The following is a 13,425-nucleotide window of genomic DNA, read 5'->3' as shown; positions in this document are numbered from 1 at the left end:
GCTTTAGTTCACGCCTTCCTGCCGCATCAGATCCGCAATCGGATCGCCCGGTGGCAATGGGATCAGCGTGCCATCCGGCATGACCTGCACCAGCGTCCCATCCTGAAGCACAGCCACCGGATACTGTGTTTGCCCACCGCCCTGTGCTGCCGCCGCATTGGGCGGCGCGCGGTATTCCGGCACGATCAGCGGCAAAGGCTTTGGCGTCAGCCCTTCATGCACGCGCGTCATCACCTCGCGCCAGATGCCGGCGGGCAGGCCGCCGCCGCTGATGCCTTTCATCGGGGTGTTGTCGTCATAGCCCATCCAGACCCCGGTCACATATTCCGAAGTATAGCCGACGAACCAGGCATCTTTCACATCGCTGGTCGTGCCGGTTTTCCCGGCCACCTGCCAGCCCGGCATCTGCGCCCGCTTGCCGGTGCCCACCTCGACCACTTGGGTCATCATATAGGTCAGCAATTGCGCGGCTGTTTCGCTGATCACCCGCTCGCCCATGCCAGTGTCTTGTTCGAACAGGGGGGCACTGTCGCCTTGCAGCCGCAGACCCGCCAGCCCGTAGGGCTTCACCAACTGCCCGCCGTTCAGAATGCCAGCATAGGCCCCGGTCATTTCGACGAGGGTCGCCTCGGAAGCGCCAAGCGCCAGCGCCGGGCCGGGGGCCATGTCGCGGCCAATGCCGAACTGGGTCGCCACTTGGCGCACCACATCGCGGCCCACCGCTTCGGAAATCCGCACCGCAGGGATGTTGCGGCTTTCGGCAAGGGATTGGGTCAGGGTAATCATGCCTTTGAACTTTTTATCATAGTTCTCGGGGCACCATTCGCCGGAACCGGGGATATTGATGCAGAGTGGGGTGTCTTGCACATAGTCCGAAGGGCTATAGCCCAAGTCCATCGCCGCGGCATAGACGAACGGCTTGAAAGCCGACCCTGTCTGCCGCACCGCCTGCGTCGCCCGGTTAAAACTGTCATTTCCATCCAGATTGCGCCCGCCGATCATCGCGCGCACCGCGCCGTCTGCCGACATCACAACCACCGCGAACTGCGCCTTTGACCCCTCTTTCAACTGGGCCGCTTCCAGCGCAGCCGCCAGACCTTCCTCGGCCGCCGTTTGCAGCCGCTGATCCAGTGTTGTCATGGCAATCACGTCTTCAGTCGTGTCCCGCGTCAGGTAATCCGGCCCGCTTTTCATGATCCAGTCGGCGAAATAGCCGCCCCGGTCCGCCGCCGCTGCCGGCGACAGTTTCGCAGGGCGGGAAAGGGCGTCCGCCGCCTGATCCGCCGTCAGATAGCCCTGATCCTGCATCAGACCGATCACCACCGCCGCGCGGTCCTGTGCCCGCTTCAGGCTGTTCGTCGGCGCATAGCGCGACGGCGCTTTCAACAAGCCCGCCAGCATCGCCGCTTCGGCAGGTGTTAGATCTTTCGCCGATTTGTCGAAGTATCGCTGCGACGCCGCCTCAAAACCCCGCGCGCCCGCACCCAGATAGGCCCGGTTGAAATAGATCGTCAGAATGTCGGCCTTGGAATACTTCAACTCCATCGCGATGGCGTAGGGGAATTCCTTCAGTTTGCGAACGATGCCGCCACCCCGGCAATCTTCCTCATATTCGGCTTCGCTTTTCCACTGCGCCGGATCATAGGCCACCCCAAGGCAAAGAAGCTTGGCCACCTGCTGGGTGATTGTCGAACCGCCGTTGCCCTGCAAAGGCCCCCGCCCTTCCGACAGGTTGATGCGGATGGCACTGGCGATGCCGCGGGGGCTGACCCCCAGATGGCCGTAGAAACGCTTATCTTCCGTCGCGATCACCGCATTCCGCAGGTGATCTGACACCGTGTCCGAACTGATCTGCCCGCCAAAGGTTTCCCCGCGCCAAGCGAAAACCTTGCCCTCGCGGTCCAGCATGGTCACCGAACCCCGCGCGCGGGCGTCCAGCAGCGCCTCCATTTCCGGCAAGGTCGAATAGAAATAGCCAACGATGCTGCCCAGAATGATGCAGCCCAGCGCCGTCAAACGCCAGGTGATGCCCCAAAACACTCGCCAGATCGCGCTAAAGAAACCCACGATCAGCCCCATGATCAGCCCATGCTGCCGTTTCGGCCGCGCCTTGGTTCGCCGGGTCTTGCTGGGCTTCGCCGCTGTCTTTGGCGCGGCTTTCTTTGCCGCAGGCTTGGCCGCCCCCGCATAGCGTTTATCCGCCACAAGGCGACCCCGCCCGTTTCCTGCACCCGCCATGACCTACTGCCTGCCCATTCTTGCTTTTATGCGATCCTAGACGCTTTCGGCAGAAAAGGGGAGATGCCAAGACCGCGATTCGCATTCTTCCGCCGCCAGTTTTTTAGGCATGCCCGCACATAAGTGCAAAAATTGTGCAATTCTTCGCCAGATCAGCCTGAAAAGCGGGCGGCATTTCTTGTCTCAAATCCCAGCACGGTTTCCTGATGTCCCCTATCGCGGCCATCCAAGGCTGCGCGGGTCAGGAAGGAAGGGGACGCACGTGAAACTTATCATCGCAGCGATCAAACCGTTCAAGCTGGAAGAGGTCCGCGAAGCGCTGACCGCCATCGGCGTGCGCGGAATGATGGTGACCGAGATCAAGGGCTTCGGTTCGCAATCGGGTCACACCGAAATCTACCGCGGCGCGGAATATGCCGTGAACTTCGTGCCCAAGGTGCGGCTGGAAACGGTGGTGGCCGATGCCATGGCCGACCAGGTTGTGGCGACAATCGCCAAGACGGCCAAGACCGACAAGATCGGCGACGGCAAGATTTTCGTGCTGGATGTGGAACAGGCTGTCCGCGTGCGCACCGGTGAAACCAACGACGACGCGCTTTGATCGCGGGCGGGAGAAGGGGAAGACAGAACAATGAAGATGAACCAAAAACTTGCAGGTCTGGGGGCGCTGTCGGCGTCGCTTTTGACCGGCCTGCCCGCTTGGGCACAGGAGGCCACCGCTGAAGCGACCGAGGCCGCGGCCGAAGTGGTGCCGGTGATGGACAAGGGTGATGTCGCCTGGATGATGACCTCGACCCTGCTGGTCCTGTTCATGATCCTTCCGGGTCTGGCGCTGTTCTACGGCGGCCTTGTCCGTTCAAAAAACATGCTGTCGGTGCTGATGCAATGTACCGTCATCACCGCCATGGTGATCGTCGCTTGGACGTTCTGGGGCTATTCGATGGCCTTTGGCGATGCGCCTTCGCCCTATTGGGGCGGGCTGGGCAAAGCCTTCCTTTCGGGCGTCACCATTGACTCGATGGCCGCCACCTTTACCGCGGGCATCGTCATTCCGGAATTCGTCTTCATCGCCTTCCAGATGACCTTTGCCTGTATCACCGTCTCGCTGATCGTCGGTGCCTTTGCCGAACGGATCAAATTCTCGGCGCTGATGCTGTTCAGCCTGCTGTGGGTGACCATCGTCTACTTCCCCATCGCCCATATGGTCTGGGACTCGGACGGTCTGATCTATGGCTGGGGTGCGCTGGACTTTGCAGGCGGCACGGTTGTGCACATCAATGCTGGGATCGCGGCCTTGGTCGGTGCCATCGTGATCGGCAAGCGGATCGGCTATGGCAAGGACAACATGGCCCCGCACTCGATGACCATGACCATGATCGGTGCTTCGATGCTGTGGGTGGGCTGGTTCGGCTTTAACGCTGGTTCCAATCTGGAAGCGACGGGCGGTGCGGCACTGGCCATGATCAACACCTTTACCGCAACGGCCGGTGCGATCCTGGCTTGGGTGGTGCTGGAACTGGTTCTGCGCGGCAAGGCCTCGATGCTGGGTGCGGCTTCGGGTTTGGTTGCCGGTCTGGTCGCCGTCACCCCAGCGGCGGGCTTTGCCGGCCCGGTGGCCTCGATCGTGCTGGGCGCTGTCGCTTCGGTGGCCTGCTACTTCTTTGTCTCGGTGGTCAAGCACAAGCTGAACTATGACGACAGCTTGGACGTGTTCGGCATCCACGGCGTGGGCGGCATCATCGGTGCCATCGGCACCGGCATCGTCAACTCGGCGGCCTTTGGTGGGATCGACTATGGTGATCTGACTGTCGGCGCACAGGTGATGGTGCAGATCAAAGGCGTGCTGGTCACCATCGTCTGGTCAGGCATCGCCTCTTTCGTCCTCTACAAGTTGGTCGATATCGTCCTCGGCCTGCGCGTCAAGGAAGAGGCCGAGCGTGAAGGTCTGGACCTGTCGTCGCACGGCGAACGCGCCTATCACATGTAAGAACCACGCCGCGCCCCAGAACCGGGGCGCGGCGATCTTTGGCGGGCCGTTCCTCCTCCCTCGGTTCTGCCCCGCAAAGGCCCTGCTCCTCCGGCAGGGCCTTTCGCCTTTTCGGGGGGTTGCAGGGCGAACGGATCAGCGCCAGTCTGGCAGGTGGAGGACCCATGCAGCCGCAAAGCGAAGAAGAACTGGCCGAAATGGTGCGCAGCGCCGATGCGCCCTTGGCTCTGCGGGGTGGGGCGACGCGGCATGGGCCGGGGGCGGGCCTTGCACTGGAAACGGGCGGCCTTTCCGGCATCAGCCTTTATGAACCCGGCGCTTTGACTTTGGTGGTCCGCGCAGGAACGCCACTGGATCAAGTCGAAGCTGCCCTTGCCGCCGAACACCAGCAACTGGCGTTCGAACCGCCGCGTCTGGGGCCTTTGCTCGGCCGGGACGGGGTTTCCACCATCGGAGGCGTGGCCGCCACGAATGCCAGTGGGCCGCGCCGGGTGCAGGCAGGGGCCTGCCGTGATGCGATGATCGGCATCCGTTTTGTCGATGGGCGGGGCGAGGTGATCCGCAACGGCGGGCGCGTGATGAAGAATGTGACGGGCTACGATCTTGTGAAATTGCTTGCAGGCAGCCGGGGGCGGCTGGGGGTGATCACCGAATTGGCTTTTAAACTGGCACCACGCCCGGAACGGGTGGTGACACTGATCGTGCCGGGCGATCCGGTGGCGGCCATGACCAAGGCGCTGGGTTCGCCCTACGACGTCACGGGGGCAGGCTATTTGCCGGGGATCGGGGCGATTGTGCGGGTCGAAGGCCTGTCCGCCTCGGTCACCTATCGCGCGGAACGGCTGGCCGCGTTGCTGCCGGGGGCCGAGATTGTCGAGGGTGGGCAAGACCACTGGGCCGCCCTGCGCGATGTTCTGCCCTTTGCCGGGCAGGTGGGCGATGTCTGGCGCGTGATCTGTCGCCCCTCGGACGCCACTGCGCTGATCGAACGGGCCGGGGCCGAGGCGCATCTGATGGATTGGGGCGGTGGGCTGATCTGGTTTTTGACCGAACCCGACCATGATCTGCGGACGGCGTTGGGTTCGTTCCAAGGCCATGCCATCCGCATCCGGGGTGCCAAGGACCATTTGCCCCTCTCACCGCAGGTGCAGGCGCTGAACCAAGGCCTCTACCACCAGTTTGATCCAAAGGGCCTGTTCGCCCAGCAGGGGGCCTAGATGCAAACCCATTTCACCCCTGCACAGTTGCAAGACCCCGGCACGGCCCGCGCCAATCAGATCCTGCGGTCCTGCGTCCATTGCGGCTTTTGCACCGCCACCTGCCCCACCTATCAAATCCTTGGCGATGAACTCGACAGCCCACGCGGCCGCATTTACCTGATCAAGGACATGCTGGAACAGGGCCGTCCCGCCGATGCCCAGACCGTCAAGCATGTTGACCGCTGCCTGTCCTGCCTTTCCTGCATGACGACCTGTCCTTCCGGCGTCCACTACATGCACCTCGTCGATCACGCCCGCGCCCATATCGAGAAAACCTACAAACGTCCCCTGATGGACCGCCTGCTGCGCGCCACGCTGGCCCGCATCATCCCCTATCCCACCCGCTTTCGTCTTGCCCTGTTCGCCGCCCGTCTGGCCCGCCCCTTCCGGGGCCTTGTTCCAGACGCCCGCCTGCGCGCTATGCTGGACATGGCCCCGGCAAGGCTGCCGCCCGTCAGCCGCAACGATGACCCGCAGACCTTTGCCCCCCAAGGCGCGCAACGAAAGCGTATCGCCCTGATGACCGGCTGCGCCCAAAAGGCGCTGAACACCGATATCAACGACGCCACCATCCGCGTTCTGACCCGCCTAGGCTGCGAGGTTGTCATTGCCGAAGGCCAAGGCTGCTGCGGCGCGCTGACCCATCACATGGGCAAGGCAGACTTGGCCCACAGCCATGCCAAGTCCCAGATCAAGGCTTTTGCCGCAGCCTATCGCCAAGGCGCGCTGGACGCCATTGTCATCAACACCTCGGGCTGCGGCACAACGGTCAAGGACTATGGTCATATGTTCCGCAATGACCCCGAAATCGCTCGGGACGCCGCCCTTGTCGCGAGCCTCGCCCGCGATGTCAGCGAAGTGCTGACCGACCTTGCCCCCAAGGGCCAGTCCACCGAACCCCTGCGCGTCGCCTATCATTCCGCCTGTTCCCTGCAACATGGCCAGCGGATCAAAACCCTGCCCTCCGACCTGCTGCGCAAGGCCGGTTTCACCGTCCTCACCCCCGAAAATCCCCATCTCTGCTGCGGCTCGGCGGGCACTTACAATCTTTTGCAGCCCGGCCTGTCCGCCGAACTCAAACACCGAAAAGTCGCCACCCTTCACGCCCTTGAACCCCAGATCATCGCTGCCGGAAATCTGGGCTGCATGATGCAGATCGGCTCGGGAACGCGGATACCCATCGTCCACACCGTCGAATTGATCGACTGGGCCAACGGCGGCCCCCGCCCCAAAGCCCTTGCCGAAAGCACTTGATCGAATCTGATGGGCAAGCGACATTCAGCCCAAGGCCCGGCAAGTGGCCGCGCTCGAGGAGGGGCAGGATGGTGTACCGCAGGTTGCTTCTGACCCTGCTTTGTCTGGCCGCTCTGGCGGCACCGATTCTCGCCCAAGACGCGGCTGAATTGCGTCGTCTGGACACAGGGGATGATGTGCGCGGCTGGTCGGCAGTTGGTCGGCTTAACATCGGCAAGCAGGGGTTTTGCACAGGCGCCCTGATCACGCCTCAGATCGTGTTGACGGCAGGACACTGCCTCTTCGACATGCAAACCGGCGAAAGGATTTCAGCCGATCAGATCGAGTTTCTGGCGGGCTGGCGCAACGGGCAGGCCTTGGCTTATCGGCAAGGCCGCCGCGCCGTACCCCATCCGGAATTCGCCTATGAAGGGGCCGAGCGGGTGGAACGCGTGGTTTATGATCTGGCCTTGATCGAACTCGATCAGCCCATCCTTTTGCCCGGCGTCGTGCCCTATGAAACCGATGAAAAGCCGCGCAAGGGTGATCTGGTGAATGTCGTGTCCTACGCCCATGACCGCAATGACGCGCCATCCCTGCAAGAGGAATGCAAGGTTCTGGCCCGCCAGTCCGGCACGCTGATCCTGTCCTGCAATGTCGATTTCGGATCCTCTGGCGCACCGGTCTTTGTGATCCGCGACGGGGTGGCGCGCGTCGTTTCTGTCGTCTCGGCCAAGGCTGATCTTGATGGGCAGCCGCTGGCCATTGTCACGCCTTTGGGCGAATCCCTCGTCGCCGCCCGAGCCGCACTAGAGGCAGAAATGGTGGCCGGGGGGGAAGGCGGACGAACAGGTTCTGTTCGGGTGATCTCGGGTGGTGGCGGCGGCGGCGCAAAATTCGTGAAACCAGACGGGACTGCACCATGAGAGTTTGGGCAGGCCTTCTGGCTTGGATCTTTGGCCTTGCTGTCCCGGCCTTGGCGCAGGACAGCGCCCTGACACCATTGACCAGCCGTTATCAGCTTTTGGGATGGGAGGCCGTGGGCCGGGTCGAGGTCTACAGCAACGGCCGCCTGCAAAGCACCTGCACGGGCACCTTGATCGCCCGCGATCTGGTGCTGACAGCCGCCCATTGCGTTTGGCAGGATGGGGCCACGGTCAGTGCCGACCAAGTTGGGTTTCGGGCAGGCTATCTGAACGGCTCCTCGATTGCGGACTCAAGGGTTGCCAAGCTGGCCGTTCTGGCTGGCTATGCCGCGACCGACAAATCGAGCGTGGCCCAGGTTCGCCAAGACGTGGCCTTGCTGGAACTTTCGCAAAGCATCGACTCGACCCAGGCCGCCCCCTTTTCGGTCGATCTGCCCGACCAAGACTCGGAAATCAGCGTCGTATCTTACGGCCAAGGGCGCGAGGAATATCTTTCCTGGCAAAAACGTTGCATGATTTTAGGACGCTATGACGGGCTTTACGCACTGTCTTGTCGGGCGACATTCGGCACCTCGGGGGCCCCGGTTTTTGACCGTTCTGGCGGCCGTTCGCGAATTGTGTCGATCATTTCGGGCACTGGCGTTGTCGAGGGTGAGACCGTCAGTTTCGGTATGATACTGCCCGAACAGGTGGCGACGCTTAAAGCGCAACTGCGCCAAGGTGGCGGCGTGGCCGCTGAACCCGGCACTGGCGCCAAGCGTATTGGCGTGGGCGAACGAAAAACCACCGGCGGCGCGAAATTCGTCAAACCCTAGCTGGGTTCAGATCACCTTCAGCCCCAACTGCCCCAGCAGATCCGCCGCCTGTCCTTTGGATATGATCGCACCTTTGAACCCGCGCGCATCCGCCAGCTTAACCCCGCCCAGATCGGCCCCGCGCAGATCCGCCCCTTCAAACCGCGCAGTCGTCAGCATCGCATCGCGCAAGCGACAATCCTCGAACACGGCATCCCGAAAATCGCAGCCGCGCAAATCGGCCTCGGAAAAATCCACCTGCCGCAGGTTCGCCTTGCGGAAAGACAGTTTTGGCAGGATCGCCAGCACCAGCAGCACCTCCTCCAGTTCCAGCCCAATCGTCTGCGCCTCGGAAAAATCTGCACCGGTCATCTTGCAGCGGCTGATCTTGGCGGATGTCAGGGTTGCTCCGCGAAACTTGGCATTGCTGAAATCGCCGCCCTCAATCTGCGTTTCCAGAATTTGCGCCGCCACAAAATTGGCCGCCGCCGCGCGGCAGCCGGCAAAGCGGCTTTCCTCCAGCCGCGCGCTGTTCAGCTTGGCCCCGGTCAGATTGCAGCGTTCAAAATGCCAACCCGACAGATCAAGCCGCGACAGGTCCAGCCCCGCCAGATCGCAGCCTTGCAGGTGCATTTCCGCCCCTGTCAGGCGTTCCAATTCGTCGCGCGTCGGCTTCTGATCAATCATCATTTTCATGCTTCCTTTTCGCAGCCCAACCCGTCGACATCAAGCACTCAGCCCTCTTGAAACCCCTTCCAAGGCTTCCCAGATGAAGAGGGTGCGGGTGCCATGATGGGCCCGCCAGAAACCCAAGGCCCGCCCATCGGGGGGCCATCTGACCATCGCTTTGCAAAGGATGCGACCATGCGTAATTTCGACTTTTCCCCCCTGTATCGGGCCACTGTGGGCTTTGACCGGATCGCCGATCTGATGGATCGTGCGCTGACCTCTGATGTCGCCCAACCCGCCTATCCGCCCTACAACATCGAAAAGACGGGCGAGAATGCCTATCGCATTTCCGTGGCCGTCGCGGGCTTTGCGCCGGAAGATCTGCAAGTCGAGGTGAAGGATGCCACCCTGCACATCACCGCCCGCCGTCAGGCCGAGGATACCGCCCGCGCTTTCCTGCACCGGGGCATCGCGACCCGCGCCTTTGAACGCCGCTTTGCGCTGGCCGATCATGTGCGCGTAACGGGGGCCGTCCATGAAAACGGCATGCTGCATCTGGATCTGGTGCGCGAAGTGCCCGAGGCGCTGAAACCCCGCAAGATCGAGATCACGCGGGGCGCTGGCACGCCCACGGCGATTGAGGCGAAGGCCCTGGAAACCGCGACCGTCTGACTTGGCAAGGATCGGCCCGGAGCAATCCGGGCCTTTCTTTTAACTCTTGATTGCTACGATATAACATTGCATCCATTTGACCGCCCGCGATGGGCCGAACAGATGGAGAGAAGAATGAACATTCCCTTGCGCAAACTGACAGCGGCCAGCCTGCTGGGCCTGATGATGGGAACCAGCGCCAGCGCGCATGGGGCCTGGGTGGCGGAACGCCACGGGCAATTCTATGTGGTTTACGGGCATGGGGCTGGAGACGACGCCTATGATCCTGCAAAGGTGAGCCTGTTGCAGGCCTGCGATCTGGCCCTTACCTGCACCGATATTGCCCGCCTGCCGGGCAAGGATTTCGTGGCCTTTGAAAAGACCGAGGCGCCGCTGATCCGGCTGGAATTCGACAATGGCTATTGGTCGAAAGATGCTGCTGGCGAATGGCAGAACCTGCCAAAGGATCAGGTGCCGGGGGCGACCGAAGGTGGGCATTATGTGAAAACCGCGACGCATGTGGTTTCGGCCCTGACGGAAATTCCCGCCGCCTTTGGCAAGGGGCTGGAAATCCGCCCGCTGGCCGACCCGATGGGGCTGCACAAGGGCGACCCTTTGGCGGTCGAGGTGTTAATCGACGGCAAGCCCGCAGTCGGCGCAGAAATCACGGTGGACTATGTCGGCGGTGACCATCACGAAGCGCCGATTGTGGTCGGCGCGGATGGCAAGGCCATCGTGCTTTTGCCCAGCGGCGGTCTGAACGTCATCCTTGCGTCCTTCACCACCGCACCCGATGATCCAGCCAAAGCCGATGAAACCGGCCATGCCGCAGCACTCAGCTTTGCCTTGCCGCACGGTCCCGAGGAATGACAAAGAGGCCCGGCAGCAATGCCGGGCCTTCGTGCTGAAAAGTTCAATGAAATTCGGCACCTGTCTAAGAATTGGGTCGAAATTCTTAGACTACTGCCCCGAAAGGGTTTTCCCCATCCGCATCATATTGACCGCCTCAATCCGATAGCCAAAGGCATCCTCGCCCCTTGCGTCCAAGGCCAAGGCAATCGCCTCATCCCAGCCCCAGTCGCCCAGATATTTGGCCCCCGTCAGCAACTGGCCGAAGCCCGCGATGGAGGCCGCAAAGCGGGCGTCGTCGCTGATATTCTCGCTGACCGCATTCGGGATGGGTGTTTCCTTCAGCGTGGATTCCGCCTCCCCCGGCGCTTTAGACCGCAGCCGCAGAAAGCCCATTTCCGCCGCCGGAACCTCGGGCACCATCTCCGCCCCGCCATAGCGCAGCGGGTCGTTCAGGCGGGCGGGGCTACCAAAGGGCACCACCTCATAAATCGCCGTCACCTGCACGCCCGCGCCAATCTCTCCCGCGTCCACCTTGTCGTTGTTGAAATCCTCGCGCGCCAGGGCGCGGGTTTCATAGCCGATCAAACGGTATTCCGTCACCGCCGCCGGATTCCATTCCACCTGAATTTTCACGTCATCCGCGATGGGGAACAAAGCGCCGGTCAGCTGATCGACCAGCACCTTCCGGGCCTCGTTCAGCGTGTCGATATAGGCCGCAGTCCCGTTGCCGTTCTGCGCCAAGGACTGCATGATTGCATCATCCAGATTGCCGCGCCCAAAGCCCAGCACCGACAGGTAAATCCCCGTTTCCCGCTTTTTCGCAACATAGGCTTCCAGCCCTTCGGGATCGGAAACCCCCACATTGAAATCGCCATCGGTCGCAAGCAGAACGCGGCTCACCTCGCCCTCCGCGCCCATAGTGGCGGCCACCTGATAGGCCAGTTCCAGCCCCTCGGCCCCCGCCGTCGAACCGCCTGCGGCAAGGTTCGAAAGGGCGGCGCTGATCTTGGCCACATCGCTGGCGGCGGTCGGTTCCAGCACCACCCCGGCAGACCCGGCATAGGTGACAATCGCCACCTGATCCTGCGGGCGAAGCTGCCCAAGCATCAGTTGGAAGGACTGCACCAGAAGCGGCAGTTTATTGGCGTCCTCCATGCTGCCCGAGGTATCAATCAGGAACACCAAATTCAGCGGCGGGCGGGCGTCGGTTTCGGGAACAGCCCCTTGAATGCCGATGCTGACCAACCGCGTTCCGGCGTTCCAAGGGGTCTGCATCACCGTGACATTCGACTTGAACGCCCCCTCTTCGGCGGTCGGGGCGGCATAGTCATAGGGGAAATAATTCACCATTTCCTCGATCCGCACAGCCTCGGGCGGCGGCAGATAGCCCATATTCAGACTGTTCCTGACCACAGCATAGCTGGCGGTATCGACGTCAATCGAGAATGTCGAAACAGGTTCCTCAGCCGTCACCTTCACCGGATTCGGCGCTTCATTGGCGAAAGCCTCGGTGTTGGGCTCCGCCGGGGCGAGTTGGTCAGCCACGATGCCCGTGTTGGCCACCTTGCGGGCCAGTTCGTCGGGGGCAGGTGCCTCTTCCAAGTAAAGCACTTCGCCTGTCGCCTCTACGCGCTGACGGCCGTCTGTAGCACCACCGTCAAATAGCCCACTGGTAACACCCGCCGGAGCGCCCCCTAGCACGCCACTCGGCGCGGGGGCGATTGCAGCCGGCGCTTCCGCCTCAGCCATCTCCGTCATCGGCTCCGGCTCGGCAACCACAACTGAATCGGCCTCAGCACTTTCCTGTGCCACCACGGGCGCATCCGCCGGGGCCGTCACCGCCGCCTCGGGGGCCGCCAGTTCCGTTACCGGGGCCACGGGCTTTGGCACCGACCGAACCTCACCCCCCAAGGCTGGCGCATTCTCAACCGCGCCAACTGCCTCTTTCACCTCGGGCTGCGCCTCGCTGATCACCGGGCGGCGCAGATCGCCCCCCACCAGCACCACGGCCACGCAAATCGCCGCGACCGAGGCCGTCCCCGCCAAAGCCTGTCTTGAAGAAATCCCTTTCAGCATCATCCCGATCCTTTTCCAAATTCCCCCCGTTTCGGGGGCTTCGGAATTGGAACGCAGCGCGTCGGGCGATCCTTGGAGGCTTTCGAAATTTTTCATCGCCAGTGCGATGGCCTCGGCCTTTGCTTGCGCATCGGGGGCGGGGGCGGCTTTCAAAGCGGCCCTCAGGGCGTCAAACTCGTCGTTCATGGCGCGCCCTCCTTTTGGGCCATTGCCCGCAGGCGTTTCTTCACTTCGCTCATCCGCCAGGCCACGGTGCCTTCGCTGACCCCCAGCACAAGGCCCGCCTCGGCTTGTGTCATCTCTTCGCCCAGAACCAAGGCCACCGTATCGCGCAATTCGGGCGGAAGCCGCGTCATCGCCTCGGCCAGCCAGTCCTGTGCCGCCCGTTCCGCCTCGATCGCATCCTGCCGCGCAATTTCCCAATCGCCCCAGCCCTGCGCGGCCTTGCTCCGCGTCGCCTGCCGCCGCCGTTGGTCATGCACCGCATTCACCACCACGCGGTAAAGCCATGTGGTAAACCGCGCCTCGGCCCGCCAGTTCCGCAGCTTGGCGGCAAGGTTCGCGCAGATGTCTTGCGTCAGATCCTGCGCATCCGCCCGACTGCCCGTCAGACGCCAAGCCAGCCCGTGAATGCGGTCATAGTGACGCGACAGCAGCAGCGCAAAAGCCGCCCCATCCCCACCCGCCGCCGCAAGGGCCAGATTTTCGTCTGTGGTTTCCATCAGCATCACACCTATCAG

General features: G+C 62.5%; 12 protein-coding genes. 8 read left to right on the top strand and 4 right to left on the bottom strand.

All coding sequences use genetic code 11. The features are described from left to right. Positions 1-3: 3 nt before the first annotated feature. Positions 4-2,238 (bottom strand): transglycosylase domain-containing protein, encoded by a 2,235-nt coding sequence (locus tag IE095_RS09580; RefSeq protein WP_189411429.1) that lies wholly within the window; start codon positions 2,236-2,238, stop codon positions 4-6. Positions 2,239-2,500: 262 nt separating this feature from the next. Between IE095_RS09580 and IE095_RS09575 the strand changes: the two genes are divergently transcribed. The 6 genes from IE095_RS09575 to IE095_RS09550 all read left to right on the top strand — a co-directional run bounded on the left by IE095_RS09575 (position 2,501) and on the right by IE095_RS09550 (position 8,458). After that, positions 2,501-2,839 carry a P-II family nitrogen regulator gene (locus IE095_RS09575; RefSeq protein WP_189411428.1) on the top strand — a complete coding sequence of 113 codons (339 nt, stop codon included), beginning with the start codon at positions 2,501-2,503 and terminating at the stop codon, positions 2,837-2,839. Positions 2,840-2,869: 30 nt separating this feature from the next. After that, the gene (locus IE095_RS09570; protein ID WP_189411427.1) at positions 2,870-4,225 is read left to right on the top strand and encodes an ammonium transporter; all 1,356 of its coding nucleotides are present in this window, start codon (positions 2,870-2,872) and stop codon (positions 4,223-4,225) included. 164 nt (positions 4,226-4,389) lie between these two features. Further along, positions 4,390-5,442 carry an FAD-binding protein gene (locus tag IE095_RS09565; RefSeq protein ID WP_189411426.1) on the top strand — a complete coding sequence of 351 codons (1,053 nt, stop codon included), beginning with the start codon at positions 4,390-4,392 and terminating at the stop codon, positions 5,440-5,442. Then, entirely contained in the window at positions 5,443-6,738 is a 1,296-nt protein-coding gene (glcF, locus tag IE095_RS09560; protein WP_189411425.1) for a glycolate oxidase subunit GlcF, read from the top strand. A gap of 68 nt (positions 6,739-6,806) precedes the next feature. Beyond that, the gene (locus tag IE095_RS09555; protein WP_189411424.1) at positions 6,807-7,643 is read left to right on the top strand and encodes a trypsin-like serine peptidase; all 837 of its coding nucleotides are present in this window, start codon (positions 6,807-6,809) and stop codon (positions 7,641-7,643) included. Next, entirely contained in the window at positions 7,640-8,458 is an 819-nt protein-coding gene (locus IE095_RS09550) for a trypsin-like serine peptidase (protein WP_189411423.1), read from the top strand. The genes IE095_RS09555 and IE095_RS09550 overlap by 4 nt, the downstream gene beginning before the upstream one ends. A 6-nt stretch (positions 8,459-8,464) precedes the next feature. Here the strand turns inward: IE095_RS09550 and IE095_RS18695 are convergent, their stop codons facing one another. Then, complete coding sequence (locus IE095_RS18695) at positions 8,465-9,127, bottom strand: pentapeptide repeat-containing protein (protein WP_308428885.1); 663 nt, start codon at positions 9,125-9,127, stop codon at positions 8,465-8,467. 174 nt (positions 9,128-9,301) lie between these two features. Here IE095_RS18695 and IE095_RS09540 point away from each other — a divergent pair, with 174 nt between their 5' ends. Both IE095_RS09540 and IE095_RS09535 read left to right on the top strand, forming a co-directional pair. After that, positions 9,302-9,778: an Hsp20 family protein gene (locus tag IE095_RS09540; protein WP_189411421.1), complete on the top strand. Its 477-nt coding sequence runs from the start codon at positions 9,302-9,304 to the stop codon at positions 9,776-9,778. Positions 9,779-9,892: 114 nt separating this feature from the next. Beyond that, entirely contained in the window at positions 9,893-10,627 is a 735-nt protein-coding gene (locus IE095_RS09535) for a DUF4198 domain-containing protein (RefSeq protein ID WP_189411420.1), read from the top strand. Positions 10,628-10,717: 90 nt separating this feature from the next. Here IE095_RS09535 and IE095_RS09530 read toward each other — a convergent pair whose 3' ends face one another. Together IE095_RS09530 and IE095_RS09525 are read right to left on the bottom strand one after the other, a co-directional pair. After that, positions 10,718-12,871 (bottom strand): vWA domain-containing protein, encoded by a 2,154-nt coding sequence (locus IE095_RS09530; RefSeq protein ID WP_189411419.1) that lies wholly within the window; start codon positions 12,869-12,871, stop codon positions 10,718-10,720. Continuing rightward, a complete protein-coding gene (locus IE095_RS09525; RefSeq protein WP_189411418.1) occupies positions 12,868-13,407 on the bottom strand; it encodes an RNA polymerase sigma factor in 540 nt (179 codons plus the stop codon). The genes IE095_RS09530 and IE095_RS09525 overlap by 4 nt, the downstream gene beginning before the upstream one ends. Positions 13,408-13,425 lie beyond the last annotated feature (18 nt).

The sequence above is a fragment of the Neogemmobacter tilapiae genome (assembly GCF_014652215.1).
Lineage (GTDB): Bacteria > Pseudomonadota > Alphaproteobacteria > Rhodobacterales > Rhodobacteraceae > Neogemmobacter > Neogemmobacter tilapiae.
This window is presented reverse-complemented; position numbering and strand designations above follow the sequence as displayed.